26 protein-coding genes are annotated in these 23,906 nt (G+C 66.7%); 19 read left to right on the forward strand and 7 right to left on the reverse strand.

Annotation, left to right across the window (positions count from 1 at the left end):
• Positions 1 to 2: 2 nt before the first annotated feature.
• Together RTQ83_RS09225 and petA are read right to left on the reverse strand one after the other, a co-directional pair.
• Entirely contained in the window at positions 3 to 1,415 is a 1,413-nt protein-coding gene (locus RTQ83_RS09225; protein WP_312513584.1) for a cytochrome b N-terminal domain-containing protein, read from the reverse strand.
• A gap of 3 nt (positions 1,416 to 1,418) precedes the next feature.
• Positions 1,419 to 2,033, reverse strand: coding sequence for a ubiquinol-cytochrome c reductase iron-sulfur subunit (gene petA, locus RTQ83_RS09230; protein WP_312513585.1), 615 nt, complete (start codon positions 2,031 to 2,033; stop codon positions 1,419 to 1,421).
• 233 nt (positions 2,034 to 2,266) lie between these two features.
• Here petA and mscL point away from each other — a divergent pair, with 233 nt between their 5' ends.
• The 4 genes from mscL (at position 2,267) to RTQ83_RS09250 (ending at position 5,032) form a co-directional block, all read left to right on the forward strand.
• Positions 2,267 to 2,713, forward strand: coding sequence for a large conductance mechanosensitive channel protein MscL (mscL, locus tag RTQ83_RS09235; RefSeq protein WP_312513717.1), 447 nt, complete (start codon positions 2,267 to 2,269; stop codon positions 2,711 to 2,713).
• 64 nt (positions 2,714 to 2,777) lie between these two features.
• A complete protein-coding gene (locus RTQ83_RS09240) occupies positions 2,778 to 3,926 on the forward strand; it encodes a Do family serine endopeptidase (protein WP_312513719.1) in 1,149 nt (382 codons plus the stop codon).
• A gap of 18 nt (positions 3,927 to 3,944) precedes the next feature.
• Positions 3,945 to 4,646 (forward strand): DUF2461 domain-containing protein, encoded by a 702-nt coding sequence (locus tag RTQ83_RS09245; protein WP_312513587.1) that lies wholly within the window; start codon positions 3,945 to 3,947, stop codon positions 4,644 to 4,646.
• A gap of 11 nt (positions 4,647 to 4,657) precedes the next feature.
• Positions 4,658 to 5,032, forward strand: coding sequence for a hypothetical protein (locus RTQ83_RS09250; RefSeq protein WP_312513589.1), 375 nt, complete (start codon positions 4,658 to 4,660; stop codon positions 5,030 to 5,032).
• A gap of 229 nt (positions 5,033 to 5,261) precedes the next feature.
• Here the strand turns inward: RTQ83_RS09250 and RTQ83_RS09255 are convergent, their stop codons facing one another.
• From RTQ83_RS09255 to RTQ83_RS09275, 5 genes are all read right to left on the reverse strand, one after another.
• Entirely contained in the window at positions 5,262 to 6,293 is a 1,032-nt protein-coding gene (locus RTQ83_RS09255) for an NAD(P)H-dependent glycerol-3-phosphate dehydrogenase (protein ID WP_312513591.1), read from the reverse strand.
• Between the two features lie 29 nt (positions 6,294 to 6,322).
• Positions 6,323 to 6,736, reverse strand: a complete 414-nt coding sequence (locus tag RTQ83_RS09260; RefSeq protein WP_312513593.1) for an SH3 domain-containing protein — start codon at positions 6,734 to 6,736, stop codon at positions 6,323 to 6,325.
• A 146-nt stretch (positions 6,737 to 6,882) separates the two neighbouring features.
• Complete coding sequence (secB, locus tag RTQ83_RS09265; protein WP_290418681.1) at positions 6,883 to 7,344, reverse strand: protein-export chaperone SecB; 462 nt, start codon at positions 7,342 to 7,344, stop codon at positions 6,883 to 6,885.
• A 235-nt stretch (positions 7,345 to 7,579) separates the two neighbouring features.
• A complete protein-coding gene (grxC, locus tag RTQ83_RS09270; protein WP_312513599.1) occupies positions 7,580 to 7,843 on the reverse strand; it encodes a glutaredoxin 3 in 264 nt (87 codons plus the stop codon).
• A gap of 43 nt (positions 7,844 to 7,886) precedes the next feature.
• A complete protein-coding gene (locus tag RTQ83_RS09275; protein WP_312513601.1) occupies positions 7,887 to 8,288 on the reverse strand; it encodes a rhodanese-like domain-containing protein in 402 nt (133 codons plus the stop codon).
• A gap of 92 nt (positions 8,289 to 8,380) precedes the next feature.
• On the opposite strand from RTQ83_RS09275, the gene gpmA reads away from it, so the two are divergent.
• The 15 genes from gpmA (at position 8,381) to gspF (ending at position 23,901) form a co-directional block, all read left to right on the forward strand.
• Positions 8,381 to 9,127 (forward strand): 2,3-diphosphoglycerate-dependent phosphoglycerate mutase, encoded by a 747-nt coding sequence (gene gpmA, locus RTQ83_RS09280; protein WP_312513603.1) that lies wholly within the window; start codon positions 8,381 to 8,383, stop codon positions 9,125 to 9,127.
• Positions 9,128 to 9,137: 10 nt separating this feature from the next.
• Positions 9,138 to 10,616, forward strand: a complete 1,479-nt coding sequence (locus RTQ83_RS09285) for a peptidoglycan DD-metalloendopeptidase family protein (protein WP_312513723.1) — start codon at positions 9,138 to 9,140, stop codon at positions 10,614 to 10,616.
• Between the two features lie 39 nt (positions 10,617 to 10,655).
• A complete protein-coding gene (locus RTQ83_RS09290; protein WP_312513606.1) occupies positions 10,656 to 12,143 on the forward strand; it encodes a S41 family peptidase in 1,488 nt (495 codons plus the stop codon).
• Positions 12,144 to 12,216: 73 nt separating this feature from the next.
• On the forward strand, positions 12,217 to 12,978 hold the full coding sequence (locus RTQ83_RS09295; protein WP_312513608.1) for a HesA/MoeB/ThiF family protein: 762 nt from the start codon (positions 12,217 to 12,219) through the stop codon (positions 12,976 to 12,978).
• A 213-nt stretch (positions 12,979 to 13,191) separates the two neighbouring features.
• Positions 13,192 to 13,650, forward strand: a complete 459-nt coding sequence (gene gspG / locus RTQ83_RS09300; protein WP_312513610.1) for a type II secretion system major pseudopilin GspG — start codon at positions 13,192 to 13,194, stop codon at positions 13,648 to 13,650.
• 8 nt (positions 13,651 to 13,658) lie between these two features.
• Positions 13,659 to 14,150, forward strand: coding sequence for a type II secretion system minor pseudopilin GspH (gene gspH, locus RTQ83_RS09305; protein WP_312513611.1), 492 nt, complete (start codon positions 13,659 to 13,661; stop codon positions 14,148 to 14,150).
• Positions 14,151 to 14,155: 5 nt separating this feature from the next.
• Positions 14,156 to 14,536 carry a type II secretion system minor pseudopilin GspI gene (gspI, locus tag RTQ83_RS09310; RefSeq protein ID WP_312513726.1) on the forward strand — a complete coding sequence of 127 codons (381 nt, stop codon included), beginning with the start codon at positions 14,156 to 14,158 and terminating at the stop codon, positions 14,534 to 14,536.
• 2 nt (positions 14,537 to 14,538) lie between these two features.
• Positions 14,539 to 15,216 (forward strand): prepilin-type N-terminal cleavage/methylation domain-containing protein, encoded by a 678-nt coding sequence (locus RTQ83_RS09315; protein WP_312513613.1) that lies wholly within the window; start codon positions 14,539 to 14,541, stop codon positions 15,214 to 15,216.
• The gene (gene gspK, locus RTQ83_RS09320) at positions 15,216 to 16,196 is read left to right on the forward strand and encodes a type II secretion system minor pseudopilin GspK (protein WP_312513615.1); all 981 of its coding nucleotides are present in this window, start codon (positions 15,216 to 15,218) and stop codon (positions 16,194 to 16,196) included. The genes RTQ83_RS09315 and gspK overlap by 1 nt, the downstream gene beginning before the upstream one ends.
• Positions 16,197 to 16,212: 16 nt before the next feature.
• Positions 16,213 to 17,472 carry a type II secretion system protein GspL gene (gene gspL, locus RTQ83_RS09325; RefSeq protein WP_312513618.1) on the forward strand — a complete coding sequence of 420 codons (1,260 nt, stop codon included), beginning with the start codon at positions 16,213 to 16,215 and terminating at the stop codon, positions 17,470 to 17,472.
• On the forward strand, positions 17,469 to 17,987 hold the full coding sequence (gene gspM / locus RTQ83_RS09330; RefSeq protein WP_312513621.1) for a type II secretion system protein GspM: 519 nt from the start codon (positions 17,469 to 17,471) through the stop codon (positions 17,985 to 17,987). The genes gspL and gspM overlap by 4 nt, the downstream gene beginning before the upstream one ends.
• Complete coding sequence (gene gspN / locus RTQ83_RS09335; RefSeq protein ID WP_312513624.1) at positions 17,984 to 18,757, forward strand: type II secretion system protein N; 774 nt, start codon at positions 17,984 to 17,986, stop codon at positions 18,755 to 18,757. Before gspM ends, gspN begins: the two co-directional genes overlap by 4 nt.
• Entirely contained in the window at positions 18,757 to 21,195 is a 2,439-nt protein-coding gene (gene gspD / locus RTQ83_RS09340) for a type II secretion system secretin GspD (RefSeq protein WP_312513626.1), read from the forward strand. Before gspN ends, gspD begins: the two co-directional genes overlap by 1 nt.
• A gap of 27 nt (positions 21,196 to 21,222) precedes the next feature.
• The gene (gene gspE, locus RTQ83_RS09345) at positions 21,223 to 22,644 is read left to right on the forward strand and encodes a type II secretion system ATPase GspE (protein WP_312513629.1); all 1,422 of its coding nucleotides are present in this window, start codon (positions 21,223 to 21,225) and stop codon (positions 22,642 to 22,644) included.
• 36 nt (positions 22,645 to 22,680) lie between these two features.
• Positions 22,681 to 23,901, forward strand: coding sequence for a type II secretion system inner membrane protein GspF (gspF, locus tag RTQ83_RS09350; RefSeq protein WP_312513631.1), 1,221 nt, complete (start codon positions 22,681 to 22,683; stop codon positions 23,899 to 23,901).
• Positions 23,902 to 23,906 lie beyond the last annotated feature (5 nt).

Here is a 23,906-nt window from a genome sequence, read left to right on the forward strand (position 1 = left end):
GTTCAGTGCGGCGTGAAGGTCAGGCGCGTCGGCAGCGGCTTGAACGTGCCCATCGTGCTCCACCATGGCATCAAGAGGAAGAACGAGAAATAGGCCAGCGTGCAGACCTGCGAGATGATGGTGTAGGCCGGCGTCGGCAACTGGGTGCCGAGGTAGCCGAGCGTCAGGAACACCAGCGCGAACACGCCGTACAGGTAGCTGTGCCACGACGGCCGATAGCGCAGCGAGCGTGCCGGCGAGTGATCCAGCCACGGCAGGAAGGCCAGGATCACGACCGACGAGCCGAACAGCACCACGCCCCAGAACTTGGCGTCGAGCACCTGCGGCAGCATGCCGACGATCAGGATGATGCCGATGACGGCGATCGCCACCTTGACCCGGTAGGCCAGCTTCGACTTGAGCCAGATGAACACCACCAGCGCCGCAACGGCAGCCATCACCACGTACATGAAGTCGGCGGTAGTAGCGCGCAGCACCGAGTAGAACGGCGTGAAGTACCAGGTCGGCGCGATGTGCGGCGGCGTCTTCATCGAATCGGCCGGCAGGAAGTTGTTGTACTCGAGGAAGTAGCCGCCCATCTCGGGCGCGAAGAACACCACTGCCGAGAACAGCAGCAGGAACACCGAGACGCCGAACAGGTCCTTGGTGGTGTAGTAGGGGTGCGACGGAATCGCGTCCAGCGAATGGCCGTCTTCGCCCAGGTGCTGCTTGACCTCGATGCCGTCCGGATTGTTGGAGCCGACTTCGTGCAGCGCGATCAGGTGCGCCGCCACCAGACCCAGGATCACCAGCGGCAGGGCGATCACGTGGAAGGCGAAGAAGCGGTTCAGCGTGGCGTCCGAGACCACGTAGTCGCCGCGGATCCATTCCGACAGGTCCGGACCGATCACCGGAATCGCGCCAAACAGGTTGACGATCACCTGCGCGCCCCAGTACGACATCTGGCCCCACGGCAGCAGGTAGCCGAAGAAGGCCTCGGCCATCAGGCACAGGAAGATGGCGAAGCCGAACAGCCAGATCAGCTCGCGCGGCTTGCGGTAGGAGCCGTACATCAGCGAGCGCGCCATGTGCAGGTAGACCACGATGAAGAAGGCCGAGGCGCCGGTCGAGTGCATGTAGCGCACCAGCCAGCCCCACGGCACTTCGCGCATGATGTATTCGACCGAGCCGAAGGCGAGCGCCGCGTCCGGCTTGTAGTGCATGGTCAGGAAGATGCCGGTGACGATCTGCAGCACCAGCACCAGCATGGATAGCGAGCCGAACAGGTACCAGACGTTGAAATTCTTGGGCGCGTAGTACTTGCCCCATTGGTCATTCCACAGCTTCGACAGCGGGAAGCGGTCATCGACCCAGGCCAGCGCCTTGGCGCTGGCCGGTGCGTCGGCGGGTAGCTTGGTCTCCTCGTATGCGCCCATTTTTTATGCCTCGCCTTTCTCGTCTTTGCCGATCACCAGCTTGTTATCGGAGAGATACATGTACGGGGGGACGTCCATATTCGTCGGCGCCGGCTTGTTCTTGAACACGCGCGCGGACAAATCGAAGGTGGAACCGTGGCAGGGGCACAGGAAGCCGCCCGGCCAGTCGTCCGGCAGGTTGGCTTGCGGGCCGGAGGCCAGGCGTGAAGAGGGCGAGCAGCCCAGGTGCGAGCAGATCCCGACCGTGACCAGCACTTCGGGGTGCTCCTTGCGCGCGCGCTGGGGATTCTTGCAGTATTCCGGCATCGGCAGCTGGAACTCTTTTTCCGATGCGGGGTCGGCCAGTTCGCCCTCGTCCTTGGTAAGGGTGGCCATCATCGCCGGCGTGCGGCGCAGGATCCAGACCGGTTTGCCGCGCCATTCGACGACTTTCATTTCTCCCGGCGCGACGTCCGAGATGTCGACTTCGACCGGCGCGCCGGCCGCTCGGGCACGCTCGGAAGGCTGGAAGGTGCTGACCAGGGCTCCCGCCGTGGCCACTCCGACGACACCGCCGGCCGCGCATGTGGCGACCAGCAAGCCGCGTCGACCTGAATCGACCTGCTTTTCAATACTCATACCAACCCCATTTCCGTGAATATACGAATTTTAAGAATTAATACAGAGCTTCCAGCAATGCAAAATTATATGTGATTGGCAATACCTGTTGGAAAAAATTGTCACGGTTATATGCGTAAAAAATGTGCAGTTGCAGCAATATGGCGGGTGCATAGGAGACCCCTGAAACGCGCTCGTTTGGGCCTTCGGGTATCATGCAATCGCTTGTATCAATAACAATGAAGGGAATCCAAATGGCGATGCTGGAAGAGTTCAAGAAGTTTGCCATGCGCGGCAATGTAGTGGACCTGGCCGTGGGCGTGATCATTGGCGGCGCGTTCGGACGCATCGTGGATTCGCTGGTGCAGGACGTCATCATGCCGCCGATCGGGAAGCTGTTCGGTGGCCTGGACTTCGCCAACTATTATATTCCTCTCAACCACCAGGCATACAACCTGCCGCTGGCGGAAGCCAAGAAGGCGGGTGCGGTGCTGGCCTACGGGAATTTCCTCACCATCCTGCTCAACTTCATCCTGCTGGCCTTCGTGATCTTCCAGATGGTGCGCCTGATTAACCGCCTGCGCGGTCCGGCCGAAGCCGCGGCCGCCAAGCCGGCGCCGACGCCGGAAGACATTTTGCTGCTGCGCGAGATCAGGGACTCCCTGAAAAACGACAAACGCGATCCGAAAGACGCGCTCTAACGCCTGAACCGAAAGAAAAGAAGTGAAAGACGACGTACTCCACGACCTGCGGCGGCCGCATCCGCTGCGCCGCTTCTGGTTGCTGTTCGCGCAGACGGTCACGGTCGCGCTCGCGCTGTGGTTCGTGGTGGCCGCGCTCAAGCCCGACTGGCTGGCGGGCAAACCGAAGCAGGTGCAGGTTGGCGGACCCGGCAACGGCGTGCCGGTGCTGCAGGCGCCGAGCCAGCCGACGGCGGGGAGCTTCCGCGACGCCGCCGCCAAGGCCATGCCGGCGGTGGTCAATATTTTTACCAGCAAGGCCTCGCGCGAATCGCATCCGCTGCTGAAGGACCCGTTCTTCCGCCGCTTTTTTGGTGACCGCGCACCGCCGGACGAACAGCTGGCCAGCCTCGGCTCGGGCGTGATCGTCAGCAGCGACGGCTATATCCTGACCAATTTCCACGTGATCGACGGCGCCGATGCGATCGAGGTCGGCCTGGCCGACGGCCGCAAGGCACAGGCGCGCATCGTCGGTACCGATCCCGAGACCGACCTGGCGGTGATCCGGATCAAGGAAGACAAGCTGCCGGTGATGACGCTGGGCGACCCGGAGCGCTCGCGCGTGGGCGACGTGGTGTTGGCGATCGGCAATCCGTTCGGCGTGGGCCAGACCGTCACCTTCGGCATCATCTCGGCGCTGGGGCGCAACAACCTGCACATCAACCACTTCGAGAACTTCATCCAGACCGATGCCGCGATCAATTTCGGCAACTCGGGCGGCGCGCTGGTCGATACCAACGGCAACCTGCTGGGCATCAACGCGGCGATCTATTCGCAGACCGGCGGTTCGGTCGGCATCGGCTTCGCCATCCCCGTGTCCACCGCCAAGATGGTGCTGGAATCGATCGTCGAGCATGGCGCCGTGGTGCGCGGCTGGATCGGCATCGAGTCGCAGGACATCACGCCCGAGCTGGCCGACAGCTTCGGCCTGGCCAAACGCAGCGGCGCCATCATCGCCGGCGTAGTGCGGGGCAGCCCGGCCGACCGCGCCGGCATCATGCCGGGCGATATCCTGGTGGCCGTGGCCGGCGAAAAAGTGTCCGATACCAGCGACATGCTGAACCTGATCGCCCGCCTCGAGCCGGGCGCCAAGACCCCGATGACCATCCTGCGCAAGCGGCGCGAGGCCACGCTCGACGTGACCGTCGGCCGCCGCCCGCGCCAGACGCCATAAACCATCACTCCGAAGCCTATGCACCTGCGCGACCTGACGCAATACCTGACCGAACTGAACCAAACCAACAACCGTCCCTGGTTCATCATGAACAAGCCGCGCTACGACATCCTGCGCGAGGAATTCCAGGAAGTGGTGACCGAACTGATCCGCGAGCTGACCAAATTCGACAAACAAGTGGCGGCCTGCAATCCCAAGAAGGCCATGTTCCGGATTAACCGCGACATCCGTTTTTCCAACGACAAGACACCCTATAAAACCCGGTTCTCGGCCGGCATCACGCCCAACGACAAGCGCCGTCCCAGCGCCGGCGGCGGCTCGACCTATTACTTCCAGATCGAGCGCACTGGCAAGCTCGGTTTCGGCGTGGGCGAATACCTGCCGCCGGCGCCGCGCCTGAAGGCGATCCGCGAGCACGTGGTCAACGATGCGACGGGATTTGCCAAAGTGTTGAAGAATAAGCATCTCCGCGCCACCTACGGCGACCTGCTCGACGAGGACAAGTTGCAGCGTCCTCCGAAGGGCTTTGACCCGGATCACCCGCTGGTCGAGTACCTGAAGCTGAAGAGCTTTTTCGTGTGGACCGAAGTGGATCTGGAGCTGAATGCGCCGGAAAAACTGGTGCCGCGGCTGGCGCAGGGATTCGAGGACGCCTTCGCGCTGGTCACCTGGCTGCGCGGAGTGCCTGAACCATTGGAAGAACAAGCAGACGACGAATAGAGGAGGGCGACATGGCCTTGCAACACGCAGTATCGGGCGAGAAAATCGCATTGCAGCGCGGCGACGACGACATCGCCCATTTCACCTCGGTGGCGCTGGTCAAGACCGAGCACATGGAACTGATCCGGCTGGTGCTGCCGACCGAACGGCCGATCCCCGAGCACAAGATCGATGGCGAGGTGACGCTGCAATGCCTGGAAGGCGAGATCGCCGTCGACGCGCACGGGCGCACGGTGGTGCTGCAGCCGAACGAGATGCTGTACCTGGCGGGCGGCGAGCCGCATACGATCCGTGCCACCAGGGATGCGGTGGCACTGATGACGATTCTGATGGGGCCGGTGCGCTCGGGCGGGCCGGTGAGCGATCCGCGCGGGTCGGCGAACTGATGATGTTGGCGGGCGACGTGGTGACGTTGTCGGCCGACGATTGACGTTATTGGTGTGCTGCGGACTTGGGTCCCCGCCTTCGCGGGGATGACGGTCTCTAGTGAGGTAGTTCAGGCCGAAGTCGCGGACTGTTCTACTCTCCACCACCCTAAACCAACGTCATTCCCGCGCAGGCGGGAACCCAAGTTTCCATGAACAGCCACGATCAACGATCGTAGCCACAACCACGTCAAGCCACTTCGATCCGCGGATCGCGCGCCAGCAACCGGGCCGCCATCTCCCCCGCATCCACCCCATCGAACAACACCCCGGCCACCGCCTCGGTGATCGGCATATCCACCCCCATCCCGCGCGCCAGCTCGCGCACCGCCTTGGCACACGGCACGCCTTCCGCCACATGCCCCAGCTCGGCCACGATGGTGTCCAGGGCCTTGCCCTGCGCCAGCGCCAGCCCCACGCGCCGGTTGCGCGACAGGTCGCCGGTGCAGGTCAGGATCAGGTCGCCCATCCCGCTCAGGCCCATGAAGGTGCCCGGCTGCGCGCCCAGCGCCACGCCGAGGCGGGTGATCTCGGCCAGCCCGCGCGTGATCAGCGCCGCGCGCGCATTCAGTCCCAGCCCCAGCCCGTCGGCGGTGCCGGTGGCGATCGCCATCACGTTCTTGACCGCGCCACCGACTTCCACGCCGACCAGGTCGTCGCAGGAATAGACGCGCAGGTTGTCGCCATGCGCCGCTGCCACTACCCGTTCGCGCAGTTCGGCCGAGCTCGACGCCACGGTCAGCGCGCACGGCAGCGAGCGCGCCACTTCCTGCGCGAACGACGGCCCCGACAGCGCCGCACCCGGCACGCTGTCGCCCAGCACCTGCGCCACCACCTGGTGCGGCAGCAGGCCGGTGCCGGCTTCGAAACCCTTGCACAGCCACACCACGTTCGGGATCGCGCGTCCGCGCAATTGTTCCAGCAATGGGCGCAGGCCGGCCACCGGGCTGGCCAGGATCAGGATCGGCGCCGCATCCGCCGGTGCGGCGACCACATGCGCCAGCGCCGCCTCGAAGTCGGCGCTCACCCTCAGGCTGTCCGGCAGCGGATGGCCTTTCAGGTAAGCCAGGTTGTCGCGCGCGGCGTCCATCTCGGCCATCTGCTGCGGGTTGCGCCCCCACAGCAGCACGTCATGACGGGCGGCCAGCGCGATGGCGACGGCGGTGCCCCAGGCGCCGGCGCCGAGGACAGTGATCTTGGAAGGGGATTTATTCTGTTGCATGGAACTCCTGGAGTGAATCGGGGGCCGGACTACAGGCCCCAGATGTCCGCGACCTTGATATAGCCGGCGATGCCGTCGCGGTGGCGCACGCGCGCCCACGCGGGGGCATTCGGATCGACCAGTTCAAGCAGTACGCCCTTGTCGGCAGTCATCAGAACTGCCGACCCGTCGCTTGGTTCGGCATGGACTTTCGCCCCCGGCGTGCGCACCAGCACATTGCGCCGGACAACCAGGTTACGCGCCTGGGTCCAGGCCACGTCGCCGTTCATGTCGCGCACCTTCACCCAGTCGCCGTAGGCCAGCATCACCTGCAGCGGCATGCCGGGCGGCGCCACGTAGCGCTTGGCGCCGGTGGCCGAGGGCGTGTCGTACAGGATCGCCGGCCTGGTGCCGACCATCCGGGCATCGAAAGCAAACGCGGATGGCGCGGCCAGCAATGCCATGGGCAATGCCAATGCAGCGGCCAGAGATGTGCCAGCGAAAGGTCGGGAAGGGAACATGGCGGGCCTGGGTTGTGGGTGGAACCGGGACGCCGGGAGGGCTTGAATTCGGTACGGGACGCAGCCGTGCTGCGCCCCGCGGGTATTGCTTAGTTTGCCGGTGCGGCTGCGGCGGCTTCGGCCATGGCCTGGGCGCGCTGCTGGTAGAACGCTTCGAAGTTGATCTCGGCCAGGTGCACTGGCGGGAAGCCGGCACGGCTGATCACGTCGGCGATGTTCGCGCGCAGGTACGGGTAGATGATGTTCGGGCAGCCGATGCCCAGCAGCGGATCCATCTGGTCAGCCGGGATGTTGCGGGCTTCGAAGATACCAGCTTGCTTGCCTTCCACCAGGAACGCGACCTTGTCCTTAACCTTGGCGGTCACGGTGATGGTGACGGTCGATTCGTAGATGCCTTCGGCGATGCTTTCAGCGCCCACGTCGAGCGACACTTCGATGGCCGGAGCTTCCTGTTCCAGGAAGATCGACGGCGAATTCGGTTGTTCCAGCGACATGTCTTTCAGGTAGACGCGTTGGATTTGGAATACTGGTTGCAGGTTTTCGTCAGACATGGAACGCTTTCTAATAATAGTAAGGAGCGGATCGCCGCCCCGGGTACTGGGTCGGTCGCGACTGCGGGGCCAAACGCGGACAATTGTAGCAAAATCAATTTGCTTGCAATAGGCGTTTTGGGGATGACGACAGAATCGTAACTAACCAACTTGGGTTGTTTCATCCCGGTCAGCCGCCAGTCGTGCGACGCACGCACATCATGGCCGCTCTCGCCGCCATGATGTGCGCCTTGCCTTACTCGCCCTTCAGCAGCGGGTCCAGGCGTCCCGCCTGGTCCAGCGCATACAGGTCGTCGAAACCGCCGACGTGGGTCTCGCCCACATAAATTTGCGGCACGGTGCGGCGGCCGGTGCGCTGCATCATGATCTGGCGCTGTTCCGGATCGAGGTCGATGCGGATGCGTTCGATGTCGGTCACGCCCTTGGCTTCGAGCAGGCGCTCGGCGCGCACGCAGTAAGGGCAGCTGGCGGTGTGGTACAGAACGACATGAGCTGTCATGATATTTCCTTCCTTATCTTGACCAGGCTATTCGCCCGATCGGTTATTTGGTTACCGGCAAACCAGCCGCGACCCAGGCCGCCTGGCCGCCCTCGAGGGCGTGGACGTCCTCGAAACCGGCCGCCTGCAGCTGGCGCGCAGCCTTGTCGGCGCGGGCGCCGGTCTGGCACACCACCACCACGGTGCGGTTTTTCGACTTGTCCAGTTCGCCGATGCGATTGCCCAAGTCTGCCAGCGGGATGTGTTTCGCGTCGCGCAGGTGGCCTGCAGCGAACTCTTCCGCACTGCGCACGTCCACGACCGTGGTCTTGCCGCGGTTGATCATCTGCGTGACTTGCAGCGGCGTGGCGCGTTTTCCGCGCGGTGCCAGGGCCGGCCACAGCAGGGCGCCGCCCGAGATCACGGCGATCGCCACAATGAAAATATTATCGACTATGAAATTCACAAGGCTTCCGTTTGGTTGAACTGAATCGGAGCATTATAAAATAGATGCCGGACCGGACTTCAACCAGAAATTTTTCCCCGAGAAGAGACCACATGTACAAGATCGTATTCATGCGCCATGGCGAATCCACCTGGAACCTGGAAAACCGCTTCACCGGCTGGACCGACGTCGACCTGACCGAGAAAGGCATCAACGAAGCCAAGACCGCCGGCCGCGTGCTGAAAGAAGCCGGCTTCACCTTCGACGTCGCCTACACCTCCGTGCTCAAGCGCGCGATCCGCACCCTGTGGCTGGCGATGGACGAGATGGACGCGATGTACCTGCCGGTGAAAAACGACTGGCGCCTGAACGAGCGCCACTACGGCGCCCTGCAGGGTCTGGACAAGGGCGAGACCGCCGCCAAGTTCGGCGACGAGCAGGTGCTGGTGTGGCGCCGCAGCTATGACACCCCGCCGCCGGCACTGGAAAAGGACGACGAGCGCACTTCGTTCAACGACCCGCGCTACGCCGGCCTGGAAGAATCGCAGATCCCGCTCACCGAATGCCTGAAGGACACCGTGGCGCGCGTGATGCCGGCCTGGGACGAAGAGATCGCCCCGGCGATCCGCGCCGGCAAGAAGATCCTGATCTCGGCCCACGGCAACAGCCTGCGCGCCATCATCAAGATGCTCGACAACATCAGCGACACCGACATCGTCGGCCTCAATATCCCGAACGGCCAGCCGCTGGTGTACGAACTGGATGCCGACCTGAAGCCGATCAAGCACTACTACCTGGGCGACCAGGACGCGATCGCCGCCGCCATGGCGGCCGTGGCCAACCAAGGGAAGGCGAAGTAAAGTCTTGCGTTTGCCATTCACGAAGTCAGCCGGCAGCGCACTGCTGTGCACACTGCTGGCGGTCGCGCTGTCCGGCGCGTTCTCGAGCGACGCCTGGGCCCAGCGCCAGACCGAACGCAGCCGCCAGAAAGCGGCGGCCGAGAAACAGCGCGCCGGCATCCAGCAAAAGCTGGAAGCGATCAAGCGCGACATCAGCCGCACCGAGAGCGCCAAGGAAGACGCCGCCGACACGCTGGCCGAATCCGAAGCCGCGATCTCGGACGCCAACCGCGCCCTGCGCGACCTCGATGCCGAGCAGGGCGAGACCAACACGCGCCTGCAGGACCTGGCGCGCCAGGGCGCCGAGCTCGAGCAGACGATCGCGGCCCAGAAGAAGCAGCTGGGCAAGCTGATGCGCGAACACTACGTGGCCGGCAACGAAGACCGCATCAAGCTGCTGCTGTCGGGCGACAACCCCAACCGCATCAGCCGCGACCTGCAATTGATGGCCTATGTCTCGCAGGCCCAGGCGCGCCTGCTGGACTCGCTGCGCGGCAACCTGGCCCAGGTCGAGGCCAACCGCGACAAGGTCGAGAACGCCCAGCAAGAGCTGGAAGAAATCGCCCAGGAACAGCGCGACCAGAAAGCGCTGCTGGAAAAGGAAAAAGCCCGCCGCGCCGCCTTGCTCAATACCCTGTCGGGCCAGCTGACCGACCAGCGCAAGCAGGCCAGCCGCCTGGAGCAGGACGAGGAGCGCATGTCGGGGCTGGTCGACCGCCTGGCGCGCCTGATCCGCGAACAGGCCGAGGCCGAGCGCAAGCGCCAGATCGCGCTGGCGGCGAAAGCCAAGGCCGCGGCCGAAGCCAGGGCCAAAGCCAAGGCCGAAGCGGAAGCCAGGGCACGTGCGCTGGCGCAGGCGCGCGCCAAGGCGGCGGCCGAACGGGCCGAGCGCGAACGCATCGTGCGCCAGAACGCCAAGCCGGGGGCCAAGCAGGAGCCGTTGCCGGTGCCGCGCGAAGAAGCGCCGGTGATCGTCGAGCAGCCGCGTCCGGTCGAAAAGCCGGTCGAGACCGCGCCGCCGCCGGAAGTCACGCTGGCGCCGGCCGCGCCGGCCGGCGCCTTCGCCGCCCTGAAAGGCCGCATGGGCGCGCCGATCAGCGGCAGCGTGGTGGCGCGCTTCGGTGGGCGCCGCGGCGACGGTCCGACCTGGAAGGGCACCTTCATCAAGGCACCGGAAGGCGCCGAGGTGCGCGCGGTAGCCGGTGGCCGCGTGGTGCACGCCGACTGGATGCGCGGCTTCGGCAACCTGATCATCATCGACCACGGCGGCGAATACCTGTCGATCTACGGAAACAACCAGACGCTGCTCAAGCGCCCGGGCGACACCGTGCGCGCCGGCGAGACCATCGCCAGCGCGGGCAACACCGGCGGCAACGAGGAATCGGGGCTATACTTTGAGCTCAGGCATCGCGGCAAGGCCTTCGACCCGGCAGGATGGGTCAGGTTCTAAACACCCGCTATCAATCACAAGGCAGGCACAGGCGAACACATGGGCAAAGCAAAGCAATTCGGCTTCATCGGACTGGGCATGGCGCTGGGCGTGGCCGCCTCGTTCCAGTTCTCGGCCCATGCGCAGAAGGCCGCCGCCACGGCGCCGCTGCCGCTCGACGAACTGCGCCAGCTGGCCGACGTGTATGGCCTGATCAAGACCGACTACGTCGAGCCGGTCGAAGACAAGAAATTGCTCACCGAAGCGATCGGCGGCATGGTCGCCTCGCTCGACCCGCATTCCACTTACCTCGACGCCAAGGCCTTCCGCGACATGCGCGAAGCGGTGCAGGGCAAGTTCGTCGGTGTCGGCGTCGAGATCTCGAACGAAGACGGCGCTATCAAGGTAGTCTCGCCGATCGAGGACACGCCGGCGTATAAAGCCGGCATCAAGGCGGGCGACCTGATCACCCGCATCGACAATGTCCCGGTGCGCAATATGTCGGCCGACGAAGCGGTCAAGCGCATGCGCGGCAAGGTCGGCAGCAAAGTCACGCTCACTATCGCCCGTCCCGGCGAAGACAAGCCATGGGTGGTGCCGGTGGCGCGCGAGGAAATCAAGGTCCAGAGCGTCAAGGCCAAGATGGTCGAACCCGGCTACGCCTGGGTGCGCGTGAGCCAGTTCCAGGAAAACACGCTGGACGAACTGGCCAAGAAGACCAAGGCGCTGTACGCCGAACAGCCCGACATCAAGGGCCTGGTGCTGGACCTGCGCAACGACCCCGGCGGCCTGCTGCCGGGCGCGATCGGCGTCTCGGCCGCCTTCCTGCCGAAACCGGACCAGGTGATCGTCACCACCAAGGGGCAATTGCCCGACTCGAACCAGGCCTTCTACGGCCGGCGCGAATTCTATGCCCAGCGCGGCGATCCGCTGGCCGGCCTGCCGGCCGGCCTGAAAACGGTGCCGATGGTGGTGCTGGTCAACGGCGGTTCGGCTTCGGCCTCCGAGATCGTGGCCGGCGCCCTGCAGGATTACCAGCGCGCGATCGTGATGGGCAGCCGCACCTTCGGCAAGGGCTCGGTACAGACCCTGCGCCAATTGTCCGCCGACACCGCGATCAAGCTGACCACGGCGCGTTACTACACTCCGAAAGGGCGCCCGATCCAGGCCACCGGCGTCACGCCCGACATGCGGGTCGACGAGACTGCCGAAGGCGATCTGCTGAACGCTCTGCGCGTGCGCGAATCGGACTTGCAGCGTCACCTGATGGGCGAGGGCGAGAAGAAAGAAGCGGCGAAGGATGTGATCAATAAGGAAGTCACCGCCAACCTGGCCCAGCAACAGCGCGCGCTGGCCCTGCTAAAAGACCGCAAGCCGCTCGAGTTCGGCGGCAAGGACGACTTCCAGCTGGCGCAGGCGATCAACCATTTCAAAGGGCTGCCGGTGCAGCTGGCCAAGGGCGTGCCGGAAGAGCAGAAGGCGGCGCCGAAGGCCTTGCCGGGGGCCGAGCACAAGCCGCCCGAGCTGGATGCGGCGCCGAAGAAATAACGCGGCCTGATTGCATACAACCCAGCCCCTGCGCCTCGCGCGGGGGCTGGGCACATCTGCACCTTCCACACCCATGAACGACAACCAACTCCTGCGCTACTCGCGCCACATCCTGCTCGACGACATCGGCATCGAAGGCCAGGAACGCCTGCTCGCCGCCCACGCCGTGATCATCGGCGCCGGCGGCCTCGGTTCGCCCGCCGCCCTGTACCTGGCCTCCGGCGGCATCGGCCGCATCACGCTGGTCGACGACGACACGGTCGACCTCACCAACCTGCAGCGCCAGGTGATGCACACCACCGAGCGCATCGGCCAGCCGAAAGCCGACTCCGGCCGCGCAGCGCTGCTGGCCATCAACCCCGACATCGAAGTGACCGCCTTGCGCGAACGCGCCGGCCCCGCGCGATTGCTTGAACTGGCGCGCTCGGCCACGGTCGTACTCGACTGCAGCGACAACTTCGCCACCCGCCACGCGGTCAACCGCGCCTGCATGGAAGCGGGCACGCCGCTGGTGTCGGGCGCCGTGATCCGCTTCGACGGCCAGTTATCGGTGTTCGATCCGCGCCAGCCGGAGGCCCCGTGCTACGCCTGCGTGTTCCCCGAAGACAGTGGCGCCGAAGACGTTGCCTGCAGCACCATGGGCGTGTTCGCGCCGCTGGTCGGGGTGGTCGGCGCGGTCCAGGCCGCCGAAGCGATGAAGCTGGTGGCCGGCATCGGCCGCCCGCTGGCGGGGCGCCTGCTGCTGCTCGACGGCCGCGCCATGGAATGGACGTCGATCGGTGTGGCACGCAATCCGGCCTGCCCGGTGTGCGCCGCACGCGCCAGGGCCGCCTGAGCAAAGGATCCCGGCGAGGTCCCGGTCAAGCCAGAGCCGGCCGCATGGCCGCCCGTGCAAGCCCGCGGTTAAGCAGGCCTTAACGCCATGGATTAAAGGTGTCGCCCCTGCCGAAGGTGGCTTACAATTGCACACCCACGGCCGGTACGGTTGTCATAATTCGGGCTTATACTGTTCCGGTTCCACCGATTCACCTGCCTAGAAACTATGTATATGGATTCGCAACGCACCCTGCACCGTCCCGCCCGCGCAACCAGACGCGCGCGCGGCTTCACCCTGGTCGAGATCATGGTCGTCGTGGTCATCATCGGCATCCTTGGCGCGCTGGTCGTGCCCAAGCTGCTGGGCCGCACCGGCGAGTCGCGCGTGACCGCGGCCCGGGTCGACATCGCCACCATGATGCAGGCGCTCAAGCTGTACAAGCTCGACAACCAGCGCTACCCGACCACCGAACAGGGCCTGAACGCCTTGATCACCAAGCCGACCGCCGGTCCGGCCGCCAACGGCTGGAAGGCCGGCGGCTACATCGAGAAGCTGCCGAAGGACCCGTGGGGCGCTCCTTACCAGTACCTGTCGCCGGGCATCCACGGTGAAGTCGACGTGTTCTCGTTCGGCGCCGACGGCCAGGCCGGCGGCACCGGCGAAGACGCCGACGTCGGTTCCTGGGAATAATTCGTCCCATGGCGGCCTGGACCGCTCAGCGCCGGCGCCCGCAGGACGGCCGCGGCTTTACCCTGGTCGAGCTGCTGGTGGTGATGGTCATCATCGGCATCACGCTGGGGCTGGCCACGCTGAACGCGATCCCGAGTCCGCGCCAGGACCTGCAGCAGGAAGCCCAGCGCCTGGCGCTGTTGCTGCAGCTGGCGCGCGACGAAGCCATCGTGCGCAACCGCCTGGTGGCGTTCGAAGCCAACGGCGAGCGCTACCGTTTCATGGTGCGCGGCGACGTCGGCTGGGAGCCGGTCACGCGCGACGACCTGCTGCGCGAACGCACGTTTAAGAACGCCCCGCTACGGCTGGTGCTGGAGCCGTCCGGCACCACCGGGCCCGACCTGATGCGCATCACCTTTGGGCGCGAGCCGGTCGACAAGCCGTTCGTGCTGACCCTGGCCTCGGGCGCCAACGCGGTCGCGATCCGCGCCGACGGGGTCGGCCATTTCACTGTCGAATGAAGACCATGCCGTCGCGCCGATCTCACGGATTCACCCTGCTCGAAGTGCTGGTGGCGCTGGTCATCGTCGGCACCGCGCTGGCCGCCGGCCTGCGCGCGGTCGGCAGCCTGACCTCCAACAGCGCCGGCCTGCGCGCCTCGATGATGGCGACCTGGTCGGCCGAAAACCGGCTGGTGCAGATCCGTATCGGACGCGAATTCCCCGAAGTCGGCAAGCGCAGCTTTCCCTGCCCGCAGGGCGATCTCAACCTGGTGTGCGAGGAAGAAGTCCTGACCAGCCCCAACCCACTGTTGCGCCGCATCGAAGTTTCGGTGTTCGACGCCGACAATCCCGGCCGCCGTATTGTCAAACTGATCCAATTGGTCCTGAGGCCTTCACCGGTATGAGCATGAGCGGCATCCACGACAAGCGGCATCGGGGCTTCACCCTGGTCGAACTGCTGGTGGCGATCGGCATCCTGGCCATGGTGGCGGTGCTTGGCTGGCGCGGCCTGGACGGCATCGTGCGTGCGCGCGTGGCGCTCACGGCCGACATGGAAACCACGCGCGGCATGCAGCTCGCCTTTGCCCAGATGCAGAGCGATTGCGAGCACCTGGCCGAGGCCGACATCATGGTGCGCCGTCCGACCCTGCTGTGGGATGCCGACCGCCTGACCCTGGTGCGCAAGGCTTATGTCGAGAACGAACCGTCGCGCCTGCAGGTGGTGAGCTATCGCGTGGTCGGCGGCCAGCTGCTGCGGCGCGAGTCGCCCGGCACGCGCGATCTGGCCCAGATCGAACAGCTGTGGCAAGCCATGCTGTCCGACGCACCGGCCGAGAATACGCCGGCGGTGGTGCTGCAGACCGGCGTCGCCGCGATGACGGTGCAGGGCTGGCTCAACGGCGCCTGGCGCGACGAGCTGACCCAGAGCACCGCGCAAGACGACCAGGGCGGCGGCCAGGGCGGCACGCTGCAGCCTACGGCGCCGCCCGGCACGGTGGTGGTGCCGACCGGGCTGCGGGTGGGGCTGACGGTACAGGGCGTGAACGTGCCGATGCTCAAGGCCTTACTGCTGGGAGGCACCTGATGCGGCGCCCCTTCACCGGATTGCGGCGCCAGCGCGGCGTAGCCGTGGTCACCGCGCTGCTCCTGACCACGCTGGCGGTATCGATCGTCGCCAGCCTGTTCTGGCAGCAGCAGGTGCAGGTGCGCTCGATGGAAAACCAGCGCCTGCACCTGCAGACCAAGTGGATCCAGCGCGGCGCGCTCGACTGGGCCAGCGTGATCCTGCGCCAGAACTACGGACCGCGCATCTCGCTCGACCAGGTCTGGGCCACGCCGCTGCAAGAGACCCGGCTCGACCAGTACATCGAGCGCGAGCGGGTCGAGGGTGAAAATTTCGCCGCCACGCTGTCGGGCCAGATTTTCGATGCCTGCTCGCGTTACAATCTCAACAACCTGGCCAGCGGCGGCATCCGCGACGTCGCGCAGACCCAGGTACTGGAACGCCTGCTGAGCAATGCACGTCTCGAGCCGCGCCTGGCGCGCCCGATCGCCGATTTCGTCGCCAACGGCCAGCCGCTGGCGCCACCGCCGGATGGGACGCCGGCAGTGATTCCGGCCGGACGCACGGGCACGCCGATGCCGCTGCTGCGGGTGGACGACCTGCTGGCGGTGCAGGGCGTCACGCTCGAAATGGTCGAGCGCCTGCGGCCGTTCGTGATCGTGCTGCCGTCCGGGGGCACCAAGGTCAACGCCAATACCGCGCCGGCCGAGGTGCTGGCCGCGGTGCTGCCGGGCTATTCGCTGTCCGAGGCGGCTACCCTGGTCGAACAGCGCAAGCGGGTGCCGTGGAACGATGTGCAGCAACTGAAGACGGAATTGAAGGAAACGTCGCAGACCGAGGAAACGTCCTACGACGTCAGGAGCGATTATTTCCTGGTGCAGAGCCGGATCCGGCTCGACCGCGCGGCACTGGACGCCGAATCGCTGGTGCGGCGCGGCGCCGGCAACGCGCCGATGATCAGCGGCGGCGGCGTGACGGTGATCTGGACCCGCCAGAACTAGAAGAAAGCGAGACGGTTTGAGTACACTTTATATTCGGCATCCGGCCCGCGCCCAGGGCGAAGGCGCGCTGTGCCGCTTCGCGCTGGCGCTCGACAACGGCGCCATCGGGCAGCAGGGCGAAGGCCAGTTGCGCAACCTGGGCGACCTGGTGGCCGCCGCGCGGCGCGTGGTACTGGTGCTGGCCGCCAGCGACGTCACCCTGCTGGCGGTGCAGGCGCCGCCACTGTCCGGCGCGCGCCTGCGCGCGGCGCTGCCGGCGCTGGTCGAGGAACACGTGCTGGGCGACCCCGAGGATTGCGTGCTGGTGGCCGGTCCCGCCTTGCCCGACGGCCGCCGTCCGGTGGCGGTGGTGCAGCAGGCCTGGCTCGAGCCGCTGGTGCGCACCCTGCTGGCGATGGGCGCGCGCGCGGTCGCGGCCGTGCCGGAACAATTGTGCCTGCCGCTGCAGCCGGGCAGCGTCAGCGCCGCCATCGGCCATGGCGAACTGATCCTGCGCCAGAGCCAGTACGACGGCCTGGGCCTGTCGCTGGACGGCAATGCCCAGGCCGCGCTGCAGACCGCGCGTGCGCTGGCCGGCGACGCGCCGCTGGTGCTGTACGTGGAACACGATCAACTGGGCGAGTACCAGATGCTGCTGGCCGAGGCCGGTCCCGGCATCACGCTGGAAAGCGACGACTGGGCGCACTGGATCTCCGGAGCAAAAAATGGCGGTGCCGCGCTCGACCTCGTTCCCGGCCTGGGCACGGCCGGCGTGGCGCGGCGCGACTGGCGCCGCTGGCGCTGGCCGATCCGGCTGGCGCTGCTGGCGGTGCTGGTCAATATCGTCGGCCTGAACGTCGAATGGCTGCGCCTGAAGCGCGAAGCCGACGCCGTGCGCCAGCAGATGACCCAGACCTTCCGCTCGGTGTATCCGAACGTGCCGGCGATCGATCCGGTGGCGCAGATGCGCCAGAACATCGACCGTGCCCGCGCCGGCAGCGGTGCGGCCGGCGCCGATGACTTCACCTGGGTCGCGGCCGCCTTCGGCGAAGCGCTGCGCGGCCTGCCGGCGCCGCCGTCGATCGCGTCGATGGAGTTCCGCGAACGCGCGCTCACCGTGCGCCTGAAACCCGAAGGCTTCGATCCGGGCGCCGCCACCGCGCTGAAAGCGGCGCTGGCGCCGCGCAACCTGAGCCTGGAAGAAACCGCCACCGCCACCTGGGTCATCCGCAGCGCCGGCGCTGCAGGTGCGCCATCGGCCGCGCCGGCGGCCCCACAACCTGGAACCACATCATGAGCATCGCCACCAAAGCCGGCGAGCTGCGCGAACGCGCACTGGCCTACTGGATCGCGCGCACCGGGCAGGAGCGCAAATTCCTCGCCGTCGGCGCCATCGTCGTCGTGCTGGCGCTGCTGTACCTGGTGCTGCTGGCGCCGGCCCTGGAAGGCCGCGAACAGCTGCAGCGCTCGCTGCCCGAGCTGCGCCAGCAAGCCGCCCAGCTGCAGACGCTGGCCGGCGAAGCCCAGGCCCTGGCGGCGCAGCCGCCGGTCGAGGTGGCGCCGCTGACGCGCGACGCGCTGGCCGCCACCATGACCGCGCGCGGCCTCGATCCGGCTTCGCTGACCGTCACTGGCGAATATGCGCGCGTGCAATTGAATGGCGTCTCGTTCGCCAACGTCATTGCCTGGCTCGACGCCCAGCGCCGCGACAGCCGCCTCAGTGTGCAAGACGCCCAGTTCAAGGCCCTGGCCGCTCCCGGACAAGTCGATGCCACCCTCACGCTGCGCCAGAGCGGCAACGCCGCTTCATGAGGCGCGCGCTGACGTGGAGCCTGCTGGTGGCGCTGGCGGTGGTGGCGACCGTGCTGGCTTTTTTGCCGGCCGCCTGGATCGGACCGATGGTCGAGCGCCAGACCGGTGGCCGTTTGACTCTGGGGGATGCGCAGGGTACGCTGTGGCGCGGCTCAGCCTTCGTGGGCGGCGCGCCGGGCGAGGGCGGGGCGGTGACGCCGCTGCTGCCGGGACGGTTCAGCTGGCGCCTGTCGCCGCTGGTGGTGTTCGGCCAGGTCGACGTGACGTTAGAGAATCCGCAGGCGCTGGCCAATCCGGTGCGCGTCACCGGCAGCTGGTCGCAATGGCAGGTCAGCAGCGGCGAACTGTTGCTGCCGGCCGAGGGCCTGTCCGGCCTGGGCGCGCCGCTCAACACGCTGGCGCCGTCGGGCACGATCCGGCTGTCGTGGAATACGCTCGACCTGCTGCGTCAGCCGAACACCGTCACGGTGCAGGGACGCACCGTGCTGTCGATGAGCGACATGGGTGCGCGCATGTCACCGATCAAGCCGCTGGGCAGTTACGAAATGACGATGGACTGGCGTGGACCGCAAGCCGATTTGACGCTGCGCACCGTGCGTGGCGCTCTGCTGCTGTCCGGCTCGGGGATGCTGCAAAATGGTCGCTTGCGTTTCAGTGGCCAGGCCAGCGCCGCCGACGGCTATGAAGATACTCTAGGGAACATGTTGAACCTGCTGGGACAGCGCCGGATGGTGAACGGCAAAAACGTAATCGCACTCGAGTTCAGATAATGAATAAAACCAACCGTACCACCTCCGTCCAAACCCAACTGCCGGCCCTGCGCCGCCTGGCCGCCGGCGCCATGCTGTGCTGCGCCGCTGCATCCACGCTGACGCTGGCGCTGCCATTGCCGGCGCTGGCCCAGGAAAGCGCGAACGCCGCGGCACTGAGCTTCGTGAACGCCGACATCGAGTCGGTGATCAAGGCGATCGGCCACTACACCGGGATGACCTTCATCATCGATCCGCGCGTCAAGGGCACGCTGACCCTGGTCTCCGAAAAGTCGCTCAGCAAGACCCAGGCCTTTGGCCTGCTGACCTCGGCGCTGCGCCTGCAGGGCTTCGCCGTGGTCACCAGCGGCGACGGCTACGCCAAGGTGGTGCCCGAGGCCGAGGCCAAGCTGCAATCCTCGCCGACCCAGGTCGGCGGCGTGCGCGCCAGCAAGGCCACCGGCGACCAGATCGCGACCCAGGTGTTCTACCTGTCGTACGAATCGGCGGCCAATCTCACCGCCGTGCTGCGCCCGCTGATTTCGCCGAACAACTCGATCATGGCCAACCCGGGCAACAACACCCTGGTGATCACCGACTACGCCGACAACCTGCGCCGCCTGGCACGCATCATCGCCGCGCTCGACGCGCCGGTGGCGGCCGAGCTGGACGTGGTCCCGGTGCGCAACGCCATCGCCAGCGATGTCGCCCAGCTGGTCTCGCGTCTGATGGAGCCGGCCGCCGGCGGCGACTCGGGCCGGGTTACGGTGCTGGCCGATCCGCGCACCAACTCGGTGGTGGTGCGCGCGCCGTCGCAGGCGCGTGCCAACCTGGCCAAGAGCCTGATCGCGCGTCTCGACCAGGAAAGCTCGGCGCAAGGCAATATCCACGTGGTCTATCTGAAGAACGCCGACGCCAGCCGCGTGGCGCAGACCCTGCGCGCGGTGGTCTCGCAAGACGCGTCGGCGGTGCCGGTGCAGCAGCAGGGCACCTCGGGCGGCTCGATCACCTCGGCCACCGGGGCCCAGGGCAGCAACGGCCTCGGCGGCCAGCAGGGCCAGCAGAGCAGCACCGGCATGGGCGGCACCGGCAACACCTTCGGCCAGCAGAGCCAGCTGACCGGAAACACCGGCGGCGTGGGCGGCGGCCAGGGTTCCGGCTTCATCCAGGCCGATGCCTCGACCAACAGCCTGATCATCACCGCGCCGGACGCGGTGTACCGCAACCTGCGCGCCGTGATCGACCAGCTCGACGTGCGCCGCGCCCAGGTATATATCGAAGCGCTGGTGGTCGAAGTCAATTCCAACAAGGCATCCGAATTCGGCGTGCAGTGGGTCGGCGCCACCGGCGACTCGGACAGCAAATACCGCTTCGGCGGCGTCCAGAACTACAACGGCGGCGGCAGCAGCAACAGCATCGTCAACCTGGCGCTGGCGGCCAGCCAGGGTACCAGCGGCACCACGGTGCCGTCGATTCCGACCGGCCTGACCTTCGGCCTGTTCCGCCAGGTCGGCGGCGAGCTGGGCCTGGGTGCAGTGGCGCGCGCGCTGGAAAGCGACGGCAACGCCAACATCCTGTCGACGCCGAACATGATCACGCTCGACAACGAACTGGCCACCATCAAGGTCGGCCAGAACGTGCCGATCATCACCGGTTCCTACACCACGTCCGGCAACAACAGCGGCAACCCGTTCCAGACCGTCGACCGCAAGGACGTCGGCCTGCTGCTCAAGGTGCGCCCGCAGATCTCGGAAGGCGGCACCATCAAGATGGCGATCTACCACGAGAACTCGAGCGTGGACGCCTCGACCCGCAACCTGGCCTCGGGCCTGACCACCAATGTGCGCGCGATCGAGAGCAATGTGCTGGCCGACGATGGCCAGATCATCGTGCTCGGCGGCCTGATCGAGGACAACGAAGGCGACGGCGAGGAAAAAGTGCGCGGCCTGGGCGACATCCCAGTGCTGGGCAACCTGTTCAAGTACCGCACCCGGACCCGCAACAAGACCAACCTGATGGTGTTCCTGCGTCCGGTGGTGGTGCGCAGCAAGGACGCGTCGAACTCGATCACGATGGACCGCTACGAATACATGCGCGCCGCCGGCGCCGCCGGCCAGCCGGAAAGCTCGGCGCTGCTGCGCGACCTCGGCTCGCCGGTGCTGCCGCCATTGACCGGCGGCCAGCCGCCGGCGGGCGGCGGCATGGCCACCGCACCGGTGCAGGCGCCACCGCCGGCCCAGGCCGCGCCGGGCGCCTCGCTCGATGGCGCGGCGCGCCCCGCTGCACCGGCCTCGGGCACAATGCAGAACAGGGCGGTGCCGGGCGCATCCATGCCGGGCGCGGCGCTTCCAGCCCGTCCTGCCGCAGGGGTGCCTGCCACAGGATCGCCTGCCGCAGGAACTGTTCCCGCTACCACGGTGTCTGAGCAAGGATCGGGCGTCAATGGTTCCGGCCAATAACGCATCCGAACGAGAAGTGAGTGCATCATGAACAATCTGTTGCCCTATGCCTTCGCGCGCGACCACGGCGTGCTGGCGCGCGGTAATGGCGAACCCGGCCAGAGCGTCGAGGTGCTGGTCTCCGGCGCCACCGCGCCGGCCGCCATCGCCGAAGTGTCGCGCCGGTTCGGCCGCATCGTCCTGCGCCGCATGGAGCGTGGCGAGCTCGACGACGCCATCGCCAGCGCCTATGCCGGCGGCGGCGGCGACGCCTCGCAGGTGGCCGACGAGTTCGACGCCGACCTCGACCTGACCAAGCTGCTGCAGGATGTCCCTGCCATCGAAGACCTGCTGGAGTCGTCCGACGACGCGCCGGTGATCCGCATGATCAACGCGCTGCTGACGCAATCGCTGCGCGAAGGCGCATCCGACATCCACATCGAACCGTTCGAGCAGACCTCGGTCGTGCGCTTCCGCATCGACGGCGCGCTGCGCGACATCGTGCGTCCCAAGAAAGCGATCCACGCTTCGCTGATCTCGCGCATCAAGATCATGTCGCAGCTCGACATCGCCGAGAAGCGCCTGCCGCAGGACGGCCGCATCACGCTGCGCGTGGGCGGCAAGCCGGTCGACGTGCGCGTCTCGACCCTGCCGACCGGCCACGGCGAACGCGCCGTGCTGCGTCTGCTGGACAAGGAAGCCGGGCGCCTGGATCTGTCGCACCTGGGCATGGACCCGCAGATGCTGCCGCAGTTCGACCGCCTGATCAACCAGCCGCACGGCATCGTGCTGGTGACGGGCCCGACTGGTTCCGGTAAAACCACCACGCTGTACGCGGCGCTGTCGCGCCTGAACGCGGCCACCACCAACATCATGACGGTGGAAGACCCGATCGAGTACGACCTGAACGGCGTTGGCCAGACCCAGGTGAATGCCCGCATCGACATGACGTTTGCGAAAGCCCTGCGCGCAATCCTGCGCCAGGACCCGGACGTGATCATGATCGGCGAGATCCGCGACCTGGAAACGGCGCAGATCGCGGTGCAGGCCTCCCTGACCGGCCACCTGGTGCTGGCCACCCTGCACACCAACGACGCGGCCTCGGCCGTGACGCGTCTGCTGGACATGGGCATCGAACCATTCCTGCTGTCCTCGTCGCTGCTGGGTGTGATGGCGCAGCGCCTGGTGCGCAAACTGTGCACCCAGTGCAAGACCTTCGACGGCAGCACCTGGCACGCGGTCGGCTGCGAACGCTGCGGCCACACCGGCTACCATGGCCGGGTCGGCGTCTACGAGCTGCTCGAAACCACCGAAGAGATCCGGGCCCAGATCCACAACCAGGCCTCCGAAGCCGACATCCGCGACACCGCCTTGAAGACCGGCATGAAGACCATGCGCGACGACGGCGAGCGCTGGCTGCTGGACGGCACCACCACGCGCGCCGAGCTGGTGCGCGTGACCAAGGACTAGGACGGGCAGGATGGGCACGAAGATGGGAACTGACTGATGCCGGCATTCCGTTATGAAGCGGTCGACGCCGCCGGCTCCACGCGCAAGGGCGTGGTCAACGCCGATAGCCCGCGCGCGGCGCGCGCCGACCTGCGCACGCAAGGCCTGACGCCGCTGAGCGTGGACGCGATCGCGGCCCAGGTCGACGAATCGGGCGCCACCCGCGCGCGCGGAATCGGCGAGCGCCTGTCGCAGAACGAGCTGGCGCTGTTCACGCGCCAGCTGGCCAGCCTGCTCGAAGCCGGGCTGCCGCTGGAGCAGGCCTTCACCGCGCTGCTCGAGCAGGCCGAGCGCGCCTACATGCGCGACCTGATCGCCTCGATCCGCGCCGAAGTGATGGGCGGCTCGGCGTTCTCGACCGCCCTGAGCCGGCATCCGCGCGACTTCGCCGAGATCTACCGCGCGCTGGTCTCGTCGGGCGAGCAGATCGGCCAGCTGGCGCGCGTGCTGTCGCGCCTGGCCGACTACATCGAGCGGCGCAACGCGCTGGTGCAGAAGGTGCGCCTGGCGTTCACCTATCCGGCCATCGTCACCGTGGTCGCGTTCGCGATCGTGATCTTCCTGCTCACCTACGTGGTGCCGCAGATCGTCTCGGTGTTCGCCAACACCAAGCAGAAGCTGCCGATCCTGACCGTGATCATGCTGGCGGTATCCGACTTCGTGCGCGCCTACGGCATCTATGTCGCGATCCTCATCATCGGCGCGTTCTGGCTGTGGCGGCGCGCCTTGCGCAACCCGGTGCTCAAGCGCCGCTGGCATACCTGGCTGCTGACGGCCCCGGTGTACGGCAAGTTCGAGCGCAGCCTGAACACCGCGCGCTTCGCCAGCACGCTGGCGATCACCACCGGTTCCGGGGTGCCGATCCTGCGCGCGCTCGACACCAGCCGCGAGACCCTGTCGAACGTCGCCATGGCCGAACTGGTCGAGCAGGCCACCGGCAGCGTGCGCGAAGGCGTCAGCCTGGCGCGCGCGCTATCGGCGCAGAAGCACTTCCCGCCGATGCTGGTGCACATGATCCGCGCCGGCGAAATCACCGGCGAGCTGCCGGCCATGCTCGAGCGCGCCGCCAATTCGCAGCAGGCCGACCTCGAGCGTCGCACGCTCACCATCGCCGGCCTGCTCGAGCCGGTGCTGATCCTGGCCATGGGCCTGGTGGTGCTGCTGATCGTGCTGGCGGTCCTGATGCCGATCATTGAAATCAACCAGCTGGTGCGTTGATCCGA

This window comes from Massilia sp. (assembly GCF_031995545.1).
Classification (GTDB): Bacteria; Pseudomonadota; Gammaproteobacteria; order Burkholderiales; family Burkholderiaceae_D; genus Telluria.